Here is a 22418-nt window from a genome sequence, read left to right on the forward strand (position 1 = left end):
CGGTGTCCGATCCCCTCCGCTCCTCCACGCTCGCCCGGTCCTTCCTCTACGTCCCGGCGGACCAGCCCGCACTCTTCGACAAGGCCAGCCGCGGTCCCGCCGATGCGATCATCCTCGACCTCGAGGATGCCGTGCCCCTTCCCGCCAAGGACGAGGCTCGCGCCGCGCTCAGCACCTGGCTGTCCGAACCGTCCGACCCGTCGGCGGCCGAGACCTGGGTCCGGGTCGATCCGGAGAACGCGTCGGCCGACCTGGAAGCAGCCGTGCACCCGGGCCTCAGCGGGATCTTCGTGGCCAAGTGCACCGCCGAGACCGTACGGGAGATCGGCGACCAGCTCAACGAGCGGGAACATCGGCTGGGACTCGCCGCCGGGCGGATCCGCATGATCGGTCTCATCGAGAGTGCCGCGGCCCTGCGCGATCTGACCACGATCGCGCAATCGCCCCGCGTGACCACGTTCGCCGTCGGGGAGGTCGACCTGCTGGCGGACCTGCGCATCGAGCGACGCCCCGACACGGCGCCAGTGATCGACGGGCTGCGGACCAGCATCGTCGTGGCCTGCGCAGCCGCCGGACTCACCGCGCCCGTAGCCCCCACCTCGACGGACTATCGCGATCTGGCGACCTTCCGGGCCACCACCCATGCGCTCTCGGGAATCGGCTTCCGCTCCAGGACGGCCATCCACCCCGCCCAGGTGCCGGTCATCCACGACGTCCTGACCCCGTCGCCGGAGGCCGTGGAGAGCGCCCGGGCCGTCGTGGACCGCTTCGAGCGGGCCAGCGGCGGAGTCACCACCGACGACCGGGGGCGGCTGATCGACGCCGCAGTGGTGCGCGGAGCCCGCGAGATCCTGGCTCGATCGGCCCACGCAACCTCGCACTGACGCCACGGGAACGTCGGCGGGGAATCGGATCACCGGTCCCCGCCGACGTCTTCGTTCAGGACGAGGCCGCGGTCCGGCGCACGTACTGCCCCTGCGGCTCGCCGACGATGTGCTCGTCGCGCAGCACCGCCTGCCCGCGCAGGAAGGTGTCGGTCACCTTGGCGGTGAGACCGAATCCCTCGAAGGGCGTGTACTCCTGCGTGGACAGCGAGTCGTCCGCGCGCACCGTGTACTCGACATCGTCGTCGACCAGCACGAAGTCGGCGTCCAGCCCGACCTGCAGGTCTCCCTTGCCGGTCAGGCCGAAACGCTCGGCCGGGACCTGGGCGGTGAGCTCGGCGATCCGGTTGTAGCTGAGACCGCGCTTGCGTCCCTCGCTGATCAGCCCGGGCAGCAGGTACTCCGCGCCGCCGAAACCGGACTTGGCCACGAAGACATCGTCGCGCGGCTCGCCGAACTTGGCCTCCTCACGGCAGCAGGCGTGGTCTGAGCAGACCCAGGACACATGGCCGGCCAGCAGGTGCTCCCAGAGCGCCTCGACATCATCGGCCGACCGCAGCGGCGGATTGACCTTGCCGCCGAGGTTCGCTGTCTCATAGGTCGCCAGCAGGTGGCCGATCGTGACCTCACGGCGGAAGTTGATGTGCGGGAAGGTCTGCTGCATCATCATCGCCGCCTCGATGGCCTTGCGCGAGGTGAGATGGAGCAGATTGATATTCGGCAGCTCGGTCTCGTGCGCCAGGTACGAGGCGATCGTGATCGCCAGACCCTCCGAGTGCGGCGGCCGCGACGCGCTGTACGCCTCGAGCCCGCTCAGCTTGCCCTCCTGCTCGACCAGCTTGGTGTAGGCCGACATGATCTCGGGTGTCTCACAGTGCAGCGACAGCGACAGCCGGTCCTTGTCCTGCGGGAACTGCTCGCGCGCCCTCTGCAGTCCGCGCATGATGAACTCGAAGTGGGCGATGTTGTAGGTCTGATCCTCCGGGATCATCAGGAAGTCACGCTGGCTCGACGAGCGTCCGTGCAGCCCGTGACTGCCGTAGAACATGAAGATCTTGAACGAGGCGACACCGTGCTCCTCGATCAGCTCGGGGATCTCGTCGATGTGCTCGGCCAGGATCGGCGCCAGGTGGAAGGCGTAGTCGATGTACGCCCGTCCATCGGTCCTCTCCAGCACCTCGGGGAAGACCTCGCGATAGGGGCCGGTGCGGTTCAGATAGTAGGCGCCGGTGCGGATATAGCTCAGGCTGGTGGTCACGCCGCCCTGGGCCGAGGCGCGGCTCTCGCTCCCGGCGTCCTCGCCGAGCTCGTTGTAGATGCCCCAGTGCTGGTGCGCGTCGACGACACCCGGGAAGACGTACCTGCCGGAGCCGTCGACGGTCTCCGCGGCGCGCTCGGGCGCGATGTTCTCCTCGAAGGCGGCGAACACACCGTCCTTCACCGCGATGTCGAGACGTTCGGGAGCCGGCTGTCCGGCACGCACGACGAGGGCATTCTTGACGACCACATCAAACTCGGTCATGGAGGGGGTTCCTTTCGCAGATCTGTCGGTTGGCGATTCGGCTCATGTCGCATCCACGCGCGTGAGCGGCTCGAGGAGGACGCCGAGATCGGCATGGGTATCGAGGGTCTGTGCCGCGGCGGCGAGCGCATCGACCGCCGATTCGTCCAGGCCACGGGACGCGTTGTCGCGGAACTTGCGGGTGAGCTCCTCGAAACTGAGCGGACGCTGCGGCCCGCCTCGGGTGGTCAGCACCTCCTCGACCACGCTGCCACCATCCCGCAGACGGGCGGTGAGGACAGCCGGGAACTGACGCGGGAAGATCTCAGTGCAACGCGCATCGGCGACGACCTTCACCTTGGCCATGATCGCCCGGCGCGCGTCGTCGCGGGCCAGCTCATCGGTGTAGTCGTCGAGTCCGGCGCCCAGGCCTCCGCCGCCGAGCAGACCGACCGCGACCGCATACGGCCCGCTGAACTGCGCCATATAGCCGGTCTCGGGATTCTGCTTGACCTCCAGCGGCTCGCCGATCGTGCGCAGGTTCGGCGCGGGGACTCCGAGCTCGAAGGAGGCGACATCGTCGGCGACGATGCCCCGGTTCCGCAGGGCCATCGCAGCGTCGACGGCCGCGTGCGTGAAGTGATTGGCGGGGTAGGGCTTGAAGAAGATGCCGGGCACCGCCCACTCGCTGCCCAGGCCCGCGACGACGGCCTTCTCATCGACCGAGCCATGTAGCCACGCCTGGAAGAAGCCGAAGCGTCCCTCCAGCACCGTCGGGGGCCCCGTGAGCCCGTGCCGGACGAGATCGGCCGCCGAGACCGCGGCGTGCGCCGCCCACCCGCAGTGGATGCGCTTGACGGTCCCCCCGGTGCGGTTCGCCTCGATGATCCCGGAGGACATCGACGCCGCGACGCCGAGCACATGGCGCACGGCACCCGCGTCCCCGCCGAGGAGGGCCGCGGCGACCGCACCGCCCATGGCGCCGCAGATCGAGGTCGCGTGCTGACCATGCTCGAAGAAGATGGAGTTGCCCGCCTCTTCGTCGTAGCCCGCCATTCCGAGGCGTACGCACACCTCCAGCCCGACGGCGATCGCCCGGATCACCTCGGCGCCGGTGGCGCCGACGCGCTCGCCCGCGGCGAGCGCTGCGGGCACCACCGCCGCACTCGGATGGAGCACGGAAGGCAGGTGGGTGTCGTCATAGTCGAGCGAGTGCGCGAGCACGCCGTTGACGAAGGCCGCCAGCGGCGCCGGCAGACGGGTGGGCACGCCCACCGCTGCCGCCACGGGCGAACCTCCCTGCTCGATCGCCCAGGCGCGCGAGGCCCGGCTGGTGTCCAAAGGGGCCGCGGCGACGGCGATGCCGAGCGTGTCCAGGATGCGCATCTTGACGCTCTCCACGACATCGGCCGGCAGATCCTCATAGCGTGTCCCGTGGGCGAACTCGGCCAGCTCCTCAGCCAGAGTGCGCTCGCTCATGTCGCCACCGCCTGAAAGAAAAGCACGATAGGCCGACGGCGACATGAGATAAACCCAATCGTTCGCTCGCTGCGCTCGCTCATGTCGCCACCGCCTGAAAGAAAAGCACGATAGGCCGACGGCGACATGAGATAAACCCAATCGTTCGCTCGCTGCGCTCGCTCATGTCGCCACCGCCTGCGCCGAGGTGAGCGCGAGCGGACGCACGGGCGAACCCGTCGCCCCGAAGATGTTGAGTGGCGCCAGCACGAAGGTGAAGACATACGCGGAGGCGTCCCGCAGCGGCTCCAGGTCCATGGCCTCGATGATGTAGATCCCCGACTCGACCAACAGGACCCGGTGAGCGGGGAGCAGCGCGTGGCCGCCCTGGGGCGCGAGCCGCTCGAAGGCGATGGTGTCGGCGCCGACGGCATGCGGAGCCCGGTCGGCCAGCCACCGTCCACCCGCCTCTCCGACACCGGGGACTCCCGTCTCCTTGCCGACATAGGCCGCACCCTCGCTGAAGCGGCGCCCCCAGCCGCTGCGGACCAGGATCACATCGCCCGGCTCAGGGCTCACACCCTGGCGCGCGGCCGTCGCCTCGAGATCCTCGACGGTGATCTCGTAGCCACCGTCGAGGATGTCGACCCCGTGATACGAGGCCACGTCCAGCATCAGCCCCCGGCGCACCATCGGCGCGATCGTGTGGACACCGTGCTCGACGTACTTGCCGTCGACCAGGGCATCCTCGACGGCGAGCCCGCCGTGCAGCTTGCCCTCATGGGACACGTGCGCCAGCGCGTCGATGTGGGTGCCGACATGCGTGCCCATGCTCAACATGTCATTGGCGGCGCTTCCGCCGTCGCTGCGCCGCATATCGCCATGGCGACGCGGGAACGAGTGCCAGAAGTGGGGATGGTTGGGTGATTGCGGCATGCCCACCGTGAGCTGGCGTCCGAGATCGAGGACCTCGACTCCTTCACGGACGGCGGCGAGCAATGCGTCGGTCATCGAATGGCCCTTTCCTCGCGGAGCGCGTTGATCTCATCGTTGCTGTAGCCGAGCTCGGCCAGGACGGCATCGGTATCGTGGCCGATCTCGCGGCCGGTGAAGCGGATGCCACCGGGGGTCTCGCTCATGCGCCACAGCAGGTTGTGCTGCAGCACCGTGCCGAGGTCCTCGTCGGGGACCTCGGTCAACATCTGGGTCTCGCGGACATGGGGGTCCTCGACCAGGTCCCGCGCGTCGTAGACCGCCGCGATGGCCGCGCCGGCCTCGGTGAAGGCCTCGATCACCTCATCGCGACTGCGCTGCGCGATCCACGATCCGACATAGTCGTCGAGCAGGTCGACATGACGGGCGCGACCGTCGCCGCTGGCGAACCAGGGCTCGTCGATGACCTCGGGATGGCCGACGAGCGTGAGTACCCGCTCGGCGATCTTCTGCGCACTGGTCGAGATGGCCACCCAGTCGCCGTCGGCGGTCTGGTAGGTGTTGCGCGGGGCGTTATTGGTCGACCGGTTGCCGTGACGCTGCTCGATGATCCCGAGCTGCTCGTAGACGGTGGGAGCGGGGCCGACGGCCGTCATGATCGGTTCGAGGATGTTGATGTCGATGACCTGGCCGCGGCCGGTGCGCTCGCGATGCCACAGGGCCATCATCGCCGCCGAGGACGCGCTGATCCCGCAGATGCTGTCCGCCAGTCCGAAGGCCGGAAGGGTCGGCGGGCCGTCGGCCGCGCCCGTCAGGTGCGCGAAGCCGCTCATCGCCTCGGCCAAGGTGCCGAACCCCGCGCGTCGCGAGTACGGTCCGGTCTGGCCGAAGCCGGTGATCCGCACGATGACGAGCCGCGGGTTGATCTCATGGAGCTCCTCCGGTCCGATGCCCCACTTCTCCAGCGTGCCCGGACGGAAGTTCTCGATCAGGACGTCCGCGGTGGTGGCGAGCTCGCGGAAGACATCGCCTCGACGTGAGAGGTCGAGGGTGATCGTGCGCTTGTTGCGGCTGATCTCCTTCCACCACAGCGGGATGCCGTCCTTGCTCTTTCCGTGCCCGCGCATGCTGTCCCCGCGTTCGGGATGCTCGACCTTGACGACCTCCGCACCGTGATCACCCAGGATCTGCGCGCAGAGAGGACCCGCGAGAATCGTCGCGGCGTCGATCACTCGCAGCCCCTCAAGAGCACCTGACGTTTCTCTGAACGAAACACTACTCACTCGGGCGACCTTACCGTGACCTGCGTCGCAACGGAAGAGGCGGTTCGCCATAGCCCTATATTTGCCTAACAAACACAGAGATAACCGCGACGGAGATGTTGACCGCCGGGAATCATAGTGCGACCATCAGGGCTATGGACGCCTCTCAAGCGTTTCCCTCAGCGGAACATACGCAGAGCGCCGTGAGTGCCCTGGCGGAGATGGCCGTCGCCCTGCGCCGCACCGGCCCAGAGCCGGCCCTCACCGACCGCGCCCGGCTTCTGCTGACCGATCTCGTCGGCGTCACAGTGGCCGGACTGCGGACCCGGGAGATCACCGCGCTGCGAGAGACCGCCACCTCCACTCACCGCGATATCGGCGACGACCTGCTCGTGTCGGCGATCGCCGCCTGCATGCTCGAGCTCGACGAAGGCAACAAGTACGCCACCGGACACCCTGCGGCGCACGTCGTCTTCGCGGCACTCGCCTCGTGTGGCCCGGAGACGACCGGAGACGAGCTCGTCACCGCGATCATCGCCGGATACGAGATCGCCGCGCGCTTCGGCTACGCGACCCGGCGCGATCCGCGCTGGCACACCCACGGCCACTGGGGCGCCACCGGCGCCGCCGCGGCAGCGACACTGCTGCGCGGCGGCGACGCACCCCAGGTGGCAGCGGCCATCGATGCGGTCGGAGGACTTCTGCAGGTAACCCCGTGGTCCACCGTGCTGACGGGAGACTTCACGCGCAATCTGTGGATCGCCCGGGCCAACAGCGCGGGCCTCGACGCGGCGCGGCTGGCCATGGCGGGACTTGTCGAGAACCAGGGGTCCGTCCACCACTCTCTGGGGGAGATCGTCGGCGAGCTCCATCCCGCCTTCTTGACCGAGGATCTCGGACGCCGCTGGCTGGTTCACGAGGGCTATCTCAAGCTGCATTCCTGCTGTTCCTATACCCACGCCGCCGTCGACCTCGCCCTCGCCCTCCGCGAGCGCTGGGAGGACCCCGCCGACATCGCGGAGGTACACGTCGCCATCCACTCGCTCGCCGCACCGCTCTTCCAGCGGCACCCGCACAATCGACTGTCGGCGATGTTCTCACTGCCCTTCGTCGTCAGCACCGCGGTGGTCAGCGGGCGCGTCACCCCCGATGTCATGGACCCGGCGTCGCCGGCCTTCGCCAGTGCCGAGACCTTCAGCGGGCGCGTCACGGTCGAGGCCCGCAGCGACCTCGACGCCGAGTTGCCGCATCGACGCATCGCGGAGGTCGAGCTGATCGGCGTCGACGGGACCGTCGTGTCGGCCGCGCAGTCCAATCCCGTCGGGGACACGGCCCACCTGCCGCTCGATACCGATGCCGTCCTCGAGAAGCTGGGCGGCCTCATCGGCCCGACGGACGCGCAGCTCGTGCGCCGTGTCATCGATCAGCTGCCCGGCGCCACGCCGGCATGCGCGACCCTGGAGCAGCTGCGACCAGTGTGGGGTTGCCTGCCGATCGGCTGATCTCAGCTCACCCCGCTGAACCGAGGTTCAGGACAGGCCGGTGCCTGCGGCGAGTGCCTCCATCTGCGCCTCGAACAAGGCTGAGGGCGCCGCGAATGTGTCGGTGCCGTACTGGCCGAAGATCTCGAAGCTGACGGCGCCGAAGATGCCCGTCCAGGCGATCGTCGCCGCCACGAGCTGAGCGTCCTCCAGCGGCGAGCCGTACTCCTCTCGGATGCGTGAGAGATCGGCACCGAGATCCGGGTCGATCGTGAGCGCGGCGGCCGCGAACCGGCCCGTGCGCGCCGCGTCGTCGAAGAGCCTCAACAACGCGACGATCACCCGCGTGCCCGGCCCGGTGGTGCGCTCCCCGGGTGCCTCGTAGCCGGGGACGGGCGTGCCGAAGACGAGCGCATAACGGGACGGCTCGGCGATGGCCCAGGACCGCACGGCGCGTGCCGCGGCCATGAACCTCTCGCGCGGGTCCTCGCCGGACGCCGCGATCCCCGCCTCGACCGCATCGCCCAGCTCGTCATAGGCGTCGACGATCAACAGCGTCAACAGCTCGTCGCGACTCGCGACATAGCGGTAGACCGCCGACGACACGACCCCGAGGTCGCGGGCGATCGCCCGTAACGAGAGTGCGGTGGGACCCGCCGCCGCGAGGTGCTCGCGGCCGATGCGGACGATATCGCGCATCGTCTGCTCACGGGCCCGCTGCCGTGGTGTGCTCATGGCCTCATCGTAGGGCACCAGACGTTTTTGTGAGCAGTGCTCTTGATTTCCTCGTGGTCATCCGCGATGATCAAACAGAGAGCACTGCTCACAGTTTGGAGATCATGATGACCACCCACCTCGTCGTCGGCGCCGGACCCATCGGCTCGACCCTCGCCCTCTATCTCGCCGAACGCGGCGATCACGTCCGCCTCCTCACCCGCTCGGGATCGGGTCCCGAGCATCCCGGCATCGAACGGCGGGCCGGTGACGCGGGCGCCGCGGCCGAGCTGTGGTCCGCGATCGACGGCGCGGCGGCCGTCCACTGGTGCCTGCACGCCTCGCGCTATCGCGCGGACACCTGGAGGGCCGAGCTGCCGGGGCTGGAGTCGGGCGTACTCCGCGCGGCGTCATCCGCGGACATCCCGGTGATCTTCGCTGAGAGCCTCTACGCACTCGACTCCGGAGAGCAGCCGTTCACCTCCGCCTCGCCCTTCGTACCGGGCTCGGCCAAGGGCGAGGTGCGCGTCGAGTTGTTGCGCGCCCGCGAGCACGCGAGGGCCAGGACGGTCAGCGTCGCCGCCTCGGACTACTTCGGGCCATTCGCTCGTGCCAATGCCCACGCCGGCGAGCGGATGATCGTGCCGATCCTGCGCGGCCGGACAGTGCGGCCCCTCGGAGCCGTCGACCAGCCGCATTCCTTCACCTACCTGCCCGATCTCGCCACGGCGATGGCACGCGCGGCGGACGACACCGCGATCGACGGGCTGGTCATGGCCCCCACCGCTCCCCCGATCACGCAGCGCGACCTGATCGCAGAGTACGCGCGGGCCGCGGACGTGCACGCGCCGAGAGTCCGCCCGATTCCCGGAGGACTGTTGCGATGGGCCGGTCGGCTCCATCGCGACAGTGCCGAACTCGCCGAGATGCTGCACCAGTGGGAACAGCCCTATGTCATGGACAGCCGCTCCGACGAGACACGGCTGGGCGTCACACCGACCCCGCTGGAGGACGCCGCCGCCGCGACCATCGCCTGGTGGCGCGCGGCGGCCGACACCCAGTCGCGGTAGCGGTACCTGGTCAACCTCATCGGCCGCACGCCCCGGGGCGAGCGGTACTCCATCAACCTCACCGGACACCCATGACGTTGACCAGCTACCGCCACTCGGGAGGTGAGGTTGACCAGCTACCGCCGCCCACCGAGCCGGCGTGAGGGTCAGCCGGTGTTGCGGAGGCCGCCGGCGATGCCGTTGATGGTCTGCAGGAGGGCCAGACGCATGTCGTCGTCGAGGGAGTCGGGGTCTTCCCGGACGCGCGCGAGCAGACCCACCTGGGCGAAGGAGATCGGCTGCAGGTAGGCGTCGCGCACGTCGAGGGTGCGCCGCAGTTCCGGCTGGTGTTCGAGCAGCGCGCCCTCGCCGGTCACCCGCAACACCTCCGCCAGCGTGCTCTCGTGCTCGGCGCGGACGAGGTCGAAGACATGCGTGAGCTCGTCGGGCACCAGCGCCTCGACATAGCGCTCGGCGATCCGCAGGTCCGTCTTGGTCAGCGTCATCTCGACATTGGAGATGAAGGTGCGGAAGAACTGCCACTCGCGGTACATCTCGTCGAGCACCTCGCCGTGCCCGGCCTCGCGAGCCGCGCGCAATCCACTGCCGACACCGAACCAGCCCGGCACGATCTGCCGGGTCTGCGTCCAGCCGAAGACCCAGGGGATCGCCCGCAGACCCGAGATGTCGCCACCGGAGTCCGGCCGACGCGCGGGACGCGAGCCGATGTTCAGCTCGCCGAGCTGGTCGACCGGTGTCGCGGAGAGGAAATAGTCGAACAGCCCCGGATCCTCGACGAGGCCGCGGTAGGACGTGTACGCCGCGTCGCTGACGAGGGTCATCACCTCGTCCCACGCCTCCAGCTGGCCTGGACGATGCCGCGACTCCAGGTGCAGGGTCGAGGCCTCGAGGACCGCCGCGAGGGAGAGCTCCAGGTTCTCGTGCGCGAGCTTGGGCAGCGCGTACTTGTCGCTGATGACCTCGCCCTGCTCCGTGAACTTGATGTCGCCGGTGAGCACGCCCCACGGCTGGGCGAGGATCGCGTCGTACGTAGGGCCTCCACCTCGCCCGACCGTGCCCCCGCGTCCGTGGAAGAGCCGCAGCCGCACCCCGTGCTTCTGCGCGACATCGCGCAGACTGCGCTGCGCCCGGTGCAGTTCCCACTGCGAGGTGGTGACGCCACCCTCCTTGTTGGAGTCCGAGTATCCGAGCATGACCTCCTGGACATCGTCGCGCAGCCGCACGATCTCGCGGTAGGCCTCGTCGCTGAGGAGATCGTCGAGCACATCGCCCGCCCGCCGGATCTCCTCGATGGTCTCCAGCAGCGGCACGAAGTCCAGCCGCGAGAACGGCTCGACACCCGGGCCGCCGACGAGGTCGACGAGTCCGGCCTGCCGGGCGAGCACGGCAGGAGCGAGCACGTCATCGGCGCCGCGGGCCATCGAGACGATGTACGACTCGACGACCTCCTCGCCGAAGGTCGACTTGAGGTCGCGGACCGCGTCGAAGACGCCGAAGGTCCGTGCTCCCCACTCGTCGAGTGCCGGCGGTGTCGGGCTGAGGGGCCGGCGCGCGAGCAGCTCGGTGGACAGCAGAGCCGTGCGCTCGGGACGGTCGAGGTCCTCGTAGTCCCGGTCCTGCTCCCCCAGCCGGTCGACCATGAGGCCGATCGCGTGATGATGCGCGTCGGCGTGCTCGCGGATATCGAGCGTGGCCAGGTGCAGGCCGACCAGTGAGATCTGGCGGATCGCATCGGCGAGCATCCGATCGGCGATGAGCTCGCCGCCATGGGCACGCAGCGACCGGTCCACGATGAACAGATCGTCGAGCAGCTCGTCGCGATTCGCGTAGTCCCAGCCGGGCCGGTGGTGTTGCGCCTGCGCGATCCGCGACGCCGTGTTCTGCATCTTGAGGCGCATACACGACAGTTTCAGGCGGTACGGCTCGGCCGCGTTGACCACCAGCAGCCGCGGGTCGAGATCGGGCAGGTGCTCGCGGTCGGCCTCCAGCGATTCCAGCAGCTCGTCGCTGACGCCGGCGAGCTCGTCGGACGGGGAGAGCTCGCGGATCAGCACGTCCAGCTGTTCGATGACGATGCGCGACGCGATCCGGTGATGGAGGTCGAGCACGTCGCGGGTCACCTGCGGCGTGACATTCGGATTGCCGTCACGGTCGCCGCCGATCCACGAGCCGAAGCTGAACGGGGCCCGCGTGGGTGCGAGCTCGACCCCGTGCTCACGCAGCATGTCGTCGAGCTCGCGGCTGAGGGCGGGCATCGCCTCGTCGAGGATCTGCTGCAGATAGAAGACCATGTGCCGGGCCTCGTCGAGCGGCGTCGGGCGGGTCCGGCGCACGGCATCGGTCTGCCAGACGAGGTCGATGAGCTGCGCGAGGTCGGCGTCCTGACGCCTCCGCTTGCGGCTCTCCGGGTCGGAGGGGTCGGACAGGATGTCGGCGATGCGGCGCAGCTTGGTCAGCACGGTGCGACGGCTGACCTCGGTCGGGTGCGCGGTGAAGACGGTGCGCGCGTGCAGTCGGTCGATGCCGTCGCGCAGCCCCTCAGCCCCTTGCTCGTCGACGATGTCGGTGATCGCGCGGGCCAGCCAGCCGTCCTCCTCAGGCCGCGAGGCGAAGCCACGGACGCGCGCCACCTGCTCGGCGACATTGGCGAGACTGAAGTAGACGCTGAACGCCCGCACGAGCTGGCCGAGCGTCGCCGGCGGGGCATCTCGCAGCAGTTCGCGGATGGTCTGTGCCGATGCGTCACGCTCGGTGTCGTCCTCGCTCTCCTCGACCACCTTCGCATGGGCCCGCACCTGCTCGACCAGGTCGAAGAGCTCCTCGCCCTCGAGGCGTTTGAGCGTCTCACCGAGCAGGTCGACGACCCGCCGGACATCGTGGCGCATCGCATCGTCGATGGAACTGGCGATCGCGTCGAACTCACTGGCGGTCATGTCATCGAGCCTAGGACGCGGCTCGTCATCGTGTCGCGATGGACCGCAACCGGCGGACCAGCCAGCGCCGCGTGCGCCGTCCCTCCGGCACGGCACGCGTCATCCACACATGGAACATCGCGCAGACCTCGTGAACATCGACCGCGGCTCCGGCCGCCCGCGCCCTTGCGAAGAAGTCGTCGATGGCGGGCCGCAGGATGTCCCGGTCGCCGATGAGCACGTCGATACGCGGCAACCCTTCGAGCCGGCCGCGGACGGGCGAGACGAGGGGATCCGCCGGGTCGCGGGCCCCGGCCCACCATCGGCCGGCCGCGCGAAGACCACTCTCGGCAAGCATCGGGTCGTTGCTCTCCACCTGCGCGACGGCGGGATCGGCGAGGGTGGCATCGAGCCAAGGACAGAGGCAGACGACGCGACGAGGTGGCCTGAGACCGCGATCGCGCGCCAGCATCGCGATCTCCACGGCGAGCGCGCCCCCGGCCGAGTCACCCATCACCACGACCGGGAGGCCGGACTCCGACCGATAGAGATCCAGCAGCCGGGGAAGGACGTCATCGGCATGGGCCTCGGGAGCGAGCGGGTAGAAGGGCACGATCACCTCGGCGGGCACCCTGCTCAACGCCCGTACGAGGCGCCAGTAGTCGGCGGTCAACGGGTGGACGTATCCGCCACCGTGCAGGTACAGCACACGGAGCCGGGGCCGGCGCCGCCGTGGCCTCAGCCTCCAGACGGTCATGCCGTCACGCTGCTCGGCCCACCCCGACAGTCGTCGTCGAGTCCACCAGGTGGGCGGAGCGTCACCGTGATCCTGCAGCTCGAGGGCCTGCCGGCGTGTGCGCTCGACACCGCTGAACGCCTCGCTGTCGCGGCGGATCCGCATGCCGAGCATGTAAAGGACCGTCCACGGATGACGCCGCCGCGACTCGCGTTCCCACGAAACCGTCGTCTCCTTCTTCTCGTCCACCGGGTCACCTCCGCTCCGACACGCTAGCCCGTCCCGCCCGTGTCGGCCTGCCGCTCAACCGGTGACGGTAGTCCGGATCTATGCGAGGGTGGAACTCACCGCCGACTGAAGGAGCCTCAGTGCCCCACCACCCCCGGATTCGTGCCGCCACGCCCTCTCTCCTCGGCGCCACCCTCCTCGCAGCCTGTGGCAGCGAGCCCACGACCTGTGGCATCGCGGACATCGCCGAGCGCGAGCCGGAAGCGCTCGCTCAGCTGCCCGAGGAAGCACAGGGGTCCGTACGCGATGCCTATCTCTTGCACGAGCAGGACGACTATGCCTTCTACGCCGGTGATCCCATATCCCATCGATGAACAGGCCGACATCTGCCTGGTCATCAGCTCGGGCGGCGAGCTGATGAGCATCGCGTGCAGCGTCGGCTCGGTGGAGACGACCGTGGGGACCGAGATCCGGGCGGCCTACGACACGGGCGGTGATGTCGCCGGTGTCGCCGCCCATCTGGAGGCCGTCGACGAGTGCCTCGCCGTCCGCACCAACGATCTCGCCGGCTGACGTGCGCCGGGCCGGCTAGCCGGCACCACCCTCACCGGACCCGCGCGAGGACCCCGTCTCCGTTCCTTCGATGCCGCAGTCGAGCACGCCGGAGCACGCCGTGCGAGAGTCGGGACATGAGCACCACGTCGCCCGTGGCGGCCACCGGATTGAGGGTCGCGTTGTTCGCCACGTGCTTCAACGATCTGATGTGGCCCGAGACGCCCAAAGCCGTGGTGCGGCTGCTGCGCCGGCTGGGCGTCGAGGTCGAGTTCCCCGTAGAGCAGACCTGCTGCGGGCAGATGTTCACCAACACGGGCTATCTCGACGAGGCGGAGCCGGCCGTGCGGACCTTCGTGCGGGCCTTCGACTCCTACGACGCGATCATCGCTCCGTCCGGCTCGTGCGTCGGGTCGGTCCGGCATCAGCATCGGGACATCGCCCGGCGCGCGGACGATGATCGGCTCCTGGACCGCGTCGAGGCGCTCTCCCCGCGCACCTACGAGCTGAGCGAGTTCATCGTCGACGTGCTCGGAGTGAGCGATGTCGGCGCCTACTTCCCGCACCGGGTCACCTACCACCCGACCTGCCACTCGCTGCGCATGCTCCGCGTAGGCGACAAGCCGCTCCAACTGCTGCGGGCGGTCAAGGGCATCGACCTCGTGGAGCTGCCCGCGGCCGACCAGTGCTGCGGCTTCGGCGGCACCTTCGCGATGAAGAATGCCGACACGTCCATCGCGATGGGCGCCGACAAGTCACGACACGTCCGCGACACCGGCGCCGAGGTGCTCGCGGCGGGCGACAACTCCTGTCTGGCCCACATCGGCGGCCTGCTGTCACGCGAGCGCTCCGGCATCCGGATCATGCACCTGGCCGAGATCCTGGCATCGACCGAGGAGGACCCGTCATGAGAGAGCGAACCACGGGCACCAGGCAGGCCGACGGGCATCCCCATGTCGGCATCACCACGACCTTCCTCGGCATGCCCACCTTCCAGGAAGCCGCGCGCGTCTCCCTCACCGACACCGTGCAGCGCCGCAACCTCGCCCACGCCACTGGCGTGATCCGCGAGAAGCGTGCCGCGGTGGTCGGCGAGCTCGACAACTGGGAGCAACTGCGCCTGGCCGCTGAGGCGATCAAGAACCGCGCCTTGTTCTCGCTCGACGAGTACCTGGTGGAGTTCGAGGAGCGGGCGACCGCCGCCGGCGCCACGGTGCACTGGGCCCGTGACGCGGCCGAGGCCAATCGCATCGTCGTCGACCTCGCGCGGGCGAAGCAGGCCCGCGAGGTCGTCAAGGTCAAATCGATGGCCACGCAGGAGATCGAGCTCAACGAGGCATTGCAGGCCGCGGGCATCGACGCGTGGGAGACCGATCTGGCCGAGCTCATCGTGCAGCTCGGCGACGACTGGCCGAGCCACATCCTGGTGCCGGCGATCCACCGCAACCGCTCCGAGGTGCGCGAGATCTTCCTGCGCGAGATGAAGAAGGTGGGCCGGCCCGCCCCCGAGGACCTCACCGACGACCCGCCGCGGCTCGCGGAAGCGGCCCGGCTGCACCTGCGGGAGAAGTTCCTGCGCGCGGACTTCGCGGTCTCGGGCGCCAATTTCGCGATCGCCGAGACCGGCAGCCTCGTGGTGGTGGAGTCCGAGGGCAACGGCCGGATGTGCCTGTCGCTGCCGAGGACGCTGGTCTCGGTCGTCGGCATCGAGAAGGTCGTGCCGTCCTGGCGCGACCTGGAGGTGATGCTGCAGGTTCTGCCGCGCAGCAGCACCGGGGAGCGGGAGAATCCCTACACCTCGATCTGGACCGGCGGCGCGGAGGGCGACGGCCCCCAGGACGTGCATATCGTGCTGCTCGACAACGGCCGCACGAATGTCCTCGCCGACCAGGTCGGCCGCGCGGCGTTGCGCTGCATCCGCTGCTCGGCCTGTCTCAACGTGTGCCCGGTCTACGAGCGCGCGGGCGGGCACGCCTATGGCTCGATCTATCCCGGCCCGATCGGGGCCGTCCTCACCCCGCAGCTGCGCGGCACCTCCAGCGAGATCGACCAGTCGCTACCGTATGCGTCCAGCCTGTGCGGGGCGTGCTTCGACGCGTGCCCGGTGCGCATCGACATCCCGTCGCTGCTCGTACACCTGCGCACCCGCGTCGTCGAAGAGCACCGCGGCGGGGTGCCGAAGCCGGAGGCCCTGGCCATGAAGGCGGCCGGCTGGATGTTCGCGGACCACCGGCGCTACGAGGCGGCCGAGAAGATCGCGTCGACGGGCGGGAAGGCACTGCGCAGCCCACTGCTCGGGCGCAAGGAGGTGCTGCGCCAGCTTCCGCCGCCGTTGAATGCCTGGAGCGGCGCCCGCGACGCCCCCGTCCCGCCGTCCGAGTCCTTCCGGTCCTGGTGGAAGCGCACCGATGGCGGCCGGCTTGGGCCGAGCGAGGAGAGAGAATGAGCGCGCGCGACGAGATCCTGGGCCGGGTCCGCTCGGCGCTGGCCGATCGACCCGAGCTACCCGAGGTGCCGTGGGAGTACGGCCGGCCCGTGAGCACCGGCGACCTCGACCTCGTCGACCGCTTCGTCGAGCGGGTCACCGACTACCGAGCTCGTGTCGATGTCGTCGATCGCGACGAGGCTGGTGACGCGATCGCCACCGCCCTCGGCGACGCGCGGCATGTCGTCGGCGACCGGACGCTGCGCGAATCGTGGCCCAGCGACGCTGAGGTCGAGTGGCTCGACGCCGCGGACCTCACCTCCACCGAGCTGGACCGGGTCGATGCCGTCGTCACCACCGCGACGATCGGCATCGCGAACACCGGCACGCTCGTGCTCGACCACGGGCGCGGACAGGGACGCCGGGCGGCCTCCCTCGTTCCGGACGTCCACGTGTGCCTCGTCTCCGCCGACCAGATCGTCAGCGACGTGCCCGAGGCGGTCGCCAGGATCACCGAGCTCGGCGCTCAGACCCACCCGCTCACCTGGATCAGCGGCCCGAGCGCCACGAGCGATATCGAGCTGAGCCGTGTCGAGGGCGTCCACGGGCCTCGCACCCTCCACGTCATCGTCGTGCGTTGAGCCGACCCGCTGCCTGATCCGAGGGCGGAGTATCCCCCCTCGAAGGCCGGTCGGGGACCAGTCTCGGTCAGTGAGCAGAGCCCGCGGACCGCGATCGCAGACGCACCCTGGGGGGAGGCAACGATCGGAGGCAGCATGACCATCACGGCACCGACCCGTCGGGTCACCTACCGGCATCTGGACGTGCGCCGCGTCGGCGAGCACATCGGGGCCGTCGTCGAGGGCGTCGACCTGACCAGTCCCCTGCCGGCGACGATCGCCGCCGAGTTCCGGCGGGCCGTGCTCGAGCACAAGGTCGTCTTCGTGCGCGGTCAACCCGGACTCGACGATCTCGCGCACTACGAGTTCGCGGCCGGCCTCGGGACCCCGACGGCCCCTCATCCGACCGTCCGCGGCGACGCGAACGCCGTGTTGCCGATCGACTCCTCCCACGGCAAGGCGAACGCGTGGCACACCGATGTCACCTTCGTGGATCGGGTGCCGGCCATCAGCGTGCTCCGGGCCGTGACCCTCCCCTCGTTCGGCGGCACCACGACCTGGGCCAACACCGCGCGCGCCTACGCGACATTGCATCCGGCGGTGCAGGCGATGGCCGAACGGCTGTGGGCGGTGCACACCAATCTCTACGACTACGCCGCCGACCACGACGAGCGGCGCATCGGCGGCATCGACGTCAAAGAGCAGGCGTATCGCGACGAGTTCGGCTCCGATGTGTTCGAGACCGAGCACCCCGTCGTCCGTGTCCATCCCGAGACCGGCGAGCGCACGCTACTGCTCGGTCAGTTCGTCAAGCGGATCGTGGGTCTGAGCACCCGCGACTCCAGTGCCCTGTTCGAGCTGCTGCAGCGCCAGGTCACCACGCTCGAGAACACGGTGCGGTGGGATTGGCGACCCGGCGATGTCGCTGTCTGGGACAACCGGGCGACGCAGCACTACGCGGTCGCCGACTATGCCGGGGAGCGCCGCGTCATGCGCCGCATCACGGTCGCCGGCGATGTGCCGATGAGCGTGGACGGGGTGACGTCCACGGTGCGGCGAGGTGACGCGACGGGGTATTCCCCGGCCGCCTGAACCGGGCCTCAGCCGCGGCGCGGGCGAGACAGCCTGGGACGTCGAGACCGAGCATCCTCCTCGTGGTCGTCGACCACCTCGTCGACGAGCCAGAGCGTCTGCGGGCCGGCGAAGCCCTTGAGCGTGGCCTCCCGGGGTTCGGAGAAGACGAACTCGGTCGAGTCGAGCAGAGCCTCACGCAGCTCATCGGAGACCAAGGTCTCGCCACCACCGGCCTGAGCGGCCACCCTCGCCGCCAGGGCGACGTTGCGGCCGAAGAAGTCGCCGTCTCGGGCGACCACCACACCACGGTGCACCCCGATGCGCACGGAGATCGGGGTCGATCGCAGCCGGCCCCGCGCGGAGGCCAGCCCGCGATGGATCTCCCAGCCGGCCCGCAGGGCATCCGCCGGATGGCGGAAGACGACCATGAAGCCGTCGCCCTGACTCTTCACCACGCGTCCGCGACGCCGGGCGATGACGGCCCGTGCCAGCTTGTCGTGCTCGGCGAGCAGACCGACCCAGGCGCGGTCCCCGAGCCGCACGTTGAGCTCGGTCGATCCTTCGATATCGGAGAAGAGGACGGTGACGGTGCCATCGGGCGCGGTGACCTCGGCGATCGCGGCACGGCTCTCGGCCGCCCATCGGGTCAGATCCTCGATCGAGCTGGTGACCAGCGACGTCACACCGTGCTCGCGCACATGGGCCGCCGACTGCGCCACGACCCGCGCGGCCCGGCCCGCGACCCGCAGAGCCTTCGGTGATCGCGGCGCGGTCCGCTGCTGCGTTGCCTCCAGGCGAACCACCTGCGCACGTGAGCGGCGAAGCGCGAGCAGGCACCCACCGAGGGCGGCCGTCAGGAGGACGACGGCCGTCGCCAGCACCATCTCCAGAACGCTCACGGAGGCATCGTCGCACGAGAACCCGCCAGCGCGGGTGCCGATGTCGATACGCGTGCGCCCATCCGATCGTCCCTGTGGACAACCGTCCGCATCTCGTCTCGGACGACTACGGTGCGGCTATGTGCTCCTATGAGGCCGGAGGATCACGGTGCCTGATCCCCTGAGCCGTCTGGCCTATGTGGACGACTCGGGCCATCAAGCCACCGGGCTCGTCGTCTACGGCTGGGTCCATTTCTCGCCCGGCGCATGGTCACGAGTGTTGAGGACCTGGATCGACGTACGCCGGCGGTTGTGGCGAGAGTTCGGCGTCTCGGTGGACCGAGAGCTGCATTCCACGCACTACATCAACGGACGCGGACGGATCAGCACCAGACCCCCACGCCGACACGTGCACGAGGGCGTCGTCTACTGGCGTGATCTGGGACAAGACATCGCCGTGACACTGCTGCGCGAAGTCTCCTCGCTGGAGGGTGTGACCGCGGGTGCCGTCTATCGCCGTTGCGAGCCACACCCACGACAGGGATCGAAGATCCGGGTGTATCGCGAGCTCATCGAACTATGGGAGTGCGAACTCGCCGAACGACGCGAGTACGGCCTCGTTCTCGTCGACGGTGATGGCTCTGACGGCTCCTATCGAGCCGCGCACCGGAGGTTGCAGCTGGACCGTCGCAGGACCATCGAGGACGCCATCATGGTGGACTCGGCCCAGTCACAGCTCGTACAGCTGGCTGACCTGGTCGCCTGGTGCGCCTATGTGTCCGTCGAACGCCATCCGAGCCACGAGTACGCCTGGGAATGGTACGAGCGCTATCTCTCGGCCCGCGACCCCCACCGCGGACCACGGGAGGTCTGAAAACAGCTAGACCCCCTGCTCCACAATGCTGTGGGGGGGTCTGCATGGCAAGTATCGCACCACGCGCCCACTCTCACAAACGGCCTGTCCCCAGTGGTGCACGGACGACCACCATGGCGGCGTTCAGCGGCCGAGGCGCTGGCGTGCGGTGGCGGTACCGGGTCCGACCGGCACGTGCTCGGTGGCGCCGGCGAGCCCGAAGCGAGGCATGCCATTGTAGACGACCTCGAGGCTCGACGTCGGGACCTGATAGGTCTCGTGCCAGACACCGATATCGCCGGTCCCGCTCACCCGGCGCATGAAGTCCCGCCAGGGTCCGAGGTGCGGCGCTCCGGTGTCCGCGGCGAAGCGCTGGAGATGGTCGGGGCTCTCCCAATAGCTCAGCAGCATCGTCGTACGCCCGAACCATTGGTGGTAGCCGAGCAGGCCAGCCTCGGGGTGTCGTTCGAGGTGGATGAGCATGCGCGGCATCGCCACGGCAGTGCGCATCACCGCGGGAAGCTTCCACCACCGATTGGCCCGCATGCCGATGAGGAAGACCGTGACCGTGTCGGTCTGGGGAGCTGCCGTGTAGCGCCCGGGGAATACCTGACTCATGGAGAGAATCACCTTTCGTAACGTCGTTATAAAACGACGTTACGGCTAACCTGTCCCCATGGCAAGACCTGTGCTCCATGATGACGCCTTACGAGGACGACTCCTGGAGGTGACCGCGGAGGTGGTCGACCGAGTCGGACCGGCGGCGCTCTCGCTGAGATCCGTCGCTCGCGAGGCGGACACCTCGACCACCGCGATCTACGCACTGTTCGGCAGTAAGGCACAGCTCCTGGCTGCCCTACTCAATGAATCCTTCGCCTCGTTCGGCGCCGCCCAGGCCGAGGCCGCCGAGGAGGGACTCGCTGCCCTCGGCGTGGCCTATCGTCGGTGGGCCCTCGACCACCCGGCACGTTATCGCCTCATGTTCGGCGGCGCGCTGATGATGAGCGAGGAGTGCACCCCCGATCCGAAGTTGGCTTCCGCCTCGATGGCGCCGCTGCGCGAGGCCGTCGAACGCCTCCAGCGAGAGGGCACCTTCCGCCCGGAGGATCCGGCGACCGTGGCTGCGGTGATCTGGGCCCAGGTCCATGGCATGGTCAGCATCGAACTCGCGGGGGCGCTCCCCCACGAAGCCGATGCCGACGACCTGTACGCCGCCACCCTCGACGCGACCGTCCGCGCCTGGTCCACCTGACGGAGAGAAGCCAGAACCCGTGCAGTGTGGGTCACGAGTTCTCAGCGGCGGCGTTGCCAGAGGGCGATCTGGTGGTGGGCGATCACGGACGGGAGGTTCTGGGACTGTTGGGCCGTCGCCAGCTCGGCCTGCAGCTCGGCCACCCGCTCTTGTAGCGCCGCGACCTGATTCTCCAGCTCGATCACGCGCTTGACGCCCTCAAGCCCGAGGCCCTCGGCGGTGAGCCGCGCGACCTCGCGCAGCTGCTCGACATCGCGCAGCGAGTACCGACGACCGCCACCGGTGGTGCGGCCCGCGGCCACGATCCCGAGCCGGTCGTAGGTGCGCAGGGTCTGCGGATGCAGGCCCGAGAGCTCGGCTGCGACCGAGATGACGAAGACCTTGGCCTCAGGCCCCGGCGGTACGAACTCGTTCATCGCCGATCATCCCTTCACCGCGTCGAACAGCTTCGCACGCGGATCCTCGCTGCCACGGGCCACGCGATAGGACTCGACCGCGGCCCGTTGCTCCTCGCTGAGCTCACGCGGCACCTGGACCTCGATGGTCACCAGCAGGTCACCGCGTTCACCAGACTTCGTGGTGCCACCCTTGCCGCGGGCCCGGAAGGTACGTCCGGTGGGAGTGCCGGCCGGCACCTTGATCTTGACCGGCGGACCGTCCAAGGTCGGCACGCTGATCTGCGCCCCCAAGGCCGCTTCGTCGAAGGCGACCGGGACGGTGATCGTGAGGTCGCTGCCCTTGCGCCCGAACAGCGGGTGCTGCTCGACATGCACGACGAGGAACAGATCGCCATTGGGTGCTCCGGCGTCGCCCTTGCCGCCCTTGCCCTTGAGCTTGATCCGCTGACCGTCCTTGACCCCGGCCGGGACCTTGACCTGGATCGTGCGACTCGACGGGGCCCGTCCGCTGCCGCTGCAGGTCGCGCACGGATGCTCGACGATCAGCCCGCGGCCACGGCACTGCGAACAGGGCTCCGTCATCGCGAAGACGCCGCCGGACGTCCCCGTCTGCATGCCGCTGCCCTGACACTTCGGGCAGACCTTGGGCACCGTGCCCGGCTCGGCACCGGTGCCGTGACACGTCGGGCAGGCCTCGTCGCTCGTGAGCCGCAGCGGCAGGGTGGCTCCGTCGACCGACTGCTGGAACGTGATCGTGGCCTCGGACTCCAGGTCCTCACCGCGGCGCGGCTGCGGCTGGCGACGACGTCCGCCGCGACCTCCGCCGCCCCCGAAGATACCGCCGAGCAGATCGGACAGATCGAAGTCGTTCATCGTGGTGCCGCCACCACCACCGCCCGGGAAACCACCTCCCCCGCCGGGGAATCCGCCCTTGAACTGGCCGAACAACGAGCGCTGCTCGTCGTACTCCTTGCGCTTCTCGGCCGATCCCAGGACGCTGTACGCCTCGGAGACCTCCTTGAAGCGCTCCTCGGCGGCGGTGTCGCCCGGGTGGGAGTCGGGGTGATTGTCGCGCGCCAGCTTGCGGTAGGCCTTCTTGATATCAGCTGCCGAGGCATCCTTCTTGACGCCCAGCGTCTTGTAGTAATCCTTGGTCGCCCAGTCACTGGGGTTGCTCACGACTCACC

Annotated in this window: 22 protein-coding genes; 11 read left to right on the plus strand and 11 right to left on the minus strand. The window is 69.2% G+C overall.

Annotation, left to right across the window (positions count from 1 at the left end; genetic code table 11):
* Window positions 1–2: 2 nt before the first annotated feature.
* Window positions 3–884 carry an HpcH/HpaI aldolase/citrate lyase family protein gene (locus FNM00_RS11460; protein WP_143913677.1) on the plus strand — a complete coding sequence of 294 codons (882 nt, stop codon included), beginning with the start codon at window positions 3–5 and terminating at the stop codon, window positions 882–884.
* 55 nt (window positions 885–939) lie between these two features.
* Here FNM00_RS11460 and FNM00_RS11465 read toward each other — a convergent pair whose 3' ends face one another.
* From FNM00_RS11465 to FNM00_RS11480, 4 genes are all read right to left on the minus strand, one after another.
* Window positions 940–2406: a dihydroorotase gene (locus tag FNM00_RS11465; RefSeq protein ID WP_143913678.1), complete on the minus strand. Its 1467-nt coding sequence runs from the start codon at window positions 2404–2406 to the stop codon at window positions 940–942.
* Window positions 2407–2448: 42 nt separating this feature from the next.
* A complete protein-coding gene (locus FNM00_RS11470; RefSeq protein ID WP_143913679.1) occupies window positions 2449–3864 on the minus strand; it encodes an MmgE/PrpD family protein in 1416 nt (471 codons plus the stop codon).
* Between the two features lie 162 nt (window positions 3865–4026).
* Window positions 4027–4854, minus strand: a complete 828-nt coding sequence (locus FNM00_RS11475) for a cyclase family protein (protein ID WP_143913680.1) — start codon at window positions 4852–4854, stop codon at window positions 4027–4029.
* Window positions 4851–6059: a CaiB/BaiF CoA transferase family protein gene (locus FNM00_RS11480; RefSeq protein WP_281281113.1), complete on the minus strand. Its 1209-nt coding sequence runs from the start codon at window positions 6057–6059 to the stop codon at window positions 4851–4853. The genes FNM00_RS11475 and FNM00_RS11480 overlap by 4 nt, the downstream gene beginning before the upstream one ends.
* 182 nt (window positions 6060–6241) lie before the next feature.
* Between FNM00_RS11480 and FNM00_RS11485 the strand changes: the two genes are divergently transcribed.
* Window positions 6242–7540: an MmgE/PrpD family protein gene (locus tag FNM00_RS11485; RefSeq protein WP_185973103.1), complete on the plus strand. Its 1299-nt coding sequence runs from the start codon at window positions 6242–6244 to the stop codon at window positions 7538–7540.
* A 27-nt stretch (window positions 7541–7567) separates the two neighbouring features.
* On the opposite strand, the gene FNM00_RS11490 is transcribed toward FNM00_RS11485, so the two are convergent.
* The gene (locus FNM00_RS11490; RefSeq protein WP_143913683.1) at window positions 7568–8254 is read right to left on the minus strand and encodes a TetR/AcrR family transcriptional regulator; all 687 of its coding nucleotides are present in this window, start codon (window positions 8252–8254) and stop codon (window positions 7568–7570) included.
* A gap of 104 nt (window positions 8255–8358) precedes the next feature.
* Between FNM00_RS11490 and FNM00_RS11495 the strand changes: the two genes are divergently transcribed.
* Entirely contained in the window at window positions 8359–9303 is a 945-nt protein-coding gene (locus FNM00_RS11495) for an NAD-dependent epimerase/dehydratase family protein (protein ID WP_143913684.1), read from the plus strand.
* A gap of 146 nt (window positions 9304–9449) precedes the next feature.
* On the opposite strand, the gene ppc is transcribed toward FNM00_RS11495, so the two are convergent.
* Window positions 9450–12236 (minus strand): phosphoenolpyruvate carboxylase, encoded by a 2787-nt coding sequence (gene ppc / locus FNM00_RS11500; protein WP_143913685.1) that lies wholly within the window; start codon window positions 12234–12236, stop codon window positions 9450–9452.
* Between the two features lie 25 nt (window positions 12237–12261).
* On the minus strand, window positions 12262–13200 hold the full coding sequence (locus FNM00_RS11505; protein WP_143913686.1) for an alpha/beta hydrolase fold domain-containing protein: 939 nt from the start codon (window positions 13198–13200) through the stop codon (window positions 12262–12264).
* Between the two features lie 119 nt (window positions 13201–13319).
* Between FNM00_RS11505 and FNM00_RS11510 the strand changes: the two genes are divergently transcribed.
* The 6 genes from FNM00_RS11510 to FNM00_RS11535 all read left to right on the plus strand — a co-directional run bounded on the left by FNM00_RS11510 (window position 13320) and on the right by FNM00_RS11535 (window position 17868).
* Window positions 13320–13553, plus strand: coding sequence for a hypothetical protein (locus tag FNM00_RS11510; RefSeq protein WP_143913687.1), 234 nt, complete (start codon window positions 13320–13322; stop codon window positions 13551–13553).
* Window positions 13531–13752 carry a hypothetical protein gene (locus tag FNM00_RS11515; RefSeq protein ID WP_143913688.1) on the plus strand — a complete coding sequence of 74 codons (222 nt, stop codon included), beginning with the start codon at window positions 13531–13533 and terminating at the stop codon, window positions 13750–13752. Before FNM00_RS11510 ends, FNM00_RS11515 begins: the two co-directional genes overlap by 23 nt.
* A gap of 116 nt (window positions 13753–13868) precedes the next feature.
* The gene (locus tag FNM00_RS11520; RefSeq protein WP_143913689.1) at window positions 13869–14642 is read left to right on the plus strand and encodes a (Fe-S)-binding protein; all 774 of its coding nucleotides are present in this window, start codon (window positions 13869–13871) and stop codon (window positions 14640–14642) included.
* Window positions 14643–14713: 71 nt separating this feature from the next.
* Window positions 14714–16177, plus strand: coding sequence for a LutB/LldF family L-lactate oxidation iron-sulfur protein (locus FNM00_RS11525; RefSeq protein WP_185973111.1), 1464 nt, complete (start codon window positions 14714–14716; stop codon window positions 16175–16177).
* The gene (locus tag FNM00_RS11530; RefSeq protein WP_143913691.1) at window positions 16174–16797 is read left to right on the plus strand and encodes a LutC/YkgG family protein; all 624 of its coding nucleotides are present in this window, start codon (window positions 16174–16176) and stop codon (window positions 16795–16797) included. The genes FNM00_RS11525 and FNM00_RS11530 overlap by 4 nt, the downstream gene beginning before the upstream one ends.
* 135 nt (window positions 16798–16932) lie before the next feature.
* Window positions 16933–17868 carry a TauD/TfdA dioxygenase family protein gene (locus FNM00_RS11535; protein WP_143913692.1) on the plus strand — a complete coding sequence of 312 codons (936 nt, stop codon included), beginning with the start codon at window positions 16933–16935 and terminating at the stop codon, window positions 17866–17868.
* 8 nt (window positions 17869–17876) lie between these two features.
* Here FNM00_RS11535 and FNM00_RS11540 read toward each other — a convergent pair whose 3' ends face one another.
* Entirely contained in the window at window positions 17877–18749 is an 873-nt protein-coding gene (locus FNM00_RS11540; RefSeq protein WP_143913693.1) for an adenylate/guanylate cyclase domain-containing protein, read from the minus strand.
* Between the two features lie 148 nt (window positions 18750–18897).
* Here FNM00_RS11540 and FNM00_RS11545 point away from each other — a divergent pair, with 148 nt between their 5' ends.
* Entirely contained in the window at window positions 18898–19602 is a 705-nt protein-coding gene (locus tag FNM00_RS11545) for a DUF3800 domain-containing protein (RefSeq protein ID WP_143913694.1), read from the plus strand.
* Window positions 19603–19725: 123 nt separating this feature from the next.
* Here the strand turns inward: FNM00_RS11545 and FNM00_RS11550 are convergent, their stop codons facing one another.
* Window positions 19726–20199, minus strand: a complete 474-nt coding sequence (locus FNM00_RS11550; RefSeq protein WP_143913695.1) for a DUF4188 domain-containing protein — start codon at window positions 20197–20199, stop codon at window positions 19726–19728.
* A gap of 58 nt (window positions 20200–20257) precedes the next feature.
* On the opposite strand from FNM00_RS11550, the gene FNM00_RS11555 reads away from it, so the two are divergent.
* Complete coding sequence (locus tag FNM00_RS11555; RefSeq protein ID WP_143913696.1) at window positions 20258–20833, plus strand: TetR/AcrR family transcriptional regulator; 576 nt, start codon at window positions 20258–20260, stop codon at window positions 20831–20833.
* 41 nt (window positions 20834–20874) lie between these two features.
* On the opposite strand, the gene FNM00_RS11560 is transcribed toward FNM00_RS11555, so the two are convergent.
* Window positions 20875–21249 (minus strand): heat shock protein transcriptional repressor HspR, encoded by a 375-nt coding sequence (locus tag FNM00_RS11560; RefSeq protein ID WP_143913697.1) that lies wholly within the window; start codon window positions 21247–21249, stop codon window positions 20875–20877.
* A gap of 6 nt (window positions 21250–21255) precedes the next feature.
* The gene (gene dnaJ, locus FNM00_RS11565) at window positions 21256–22410 is read right to left on the minus strand and encodes a molecular chaperone DnaJ (protein ID WP_143913698.1); all 1155 of its coding nucleotides are present in this window, start codon (window positions 22408–22410) and stop codon (window positions 21256–21258) included.
* Between the last annotated feature and the right edge of the window lie 8 nt (window positions 22411–22418).

Source organism: Aeromicrobium piscarium (genome assembly GCF_007421815.1).
In the GTDB taxonomy this organism is placed as follows: Bacteria; Actinomycetota; Actinomycetes; order Propionibacteriales; family Nocardioidaceae; genus Aeromicrobium; species Aeromicrobium piscarium.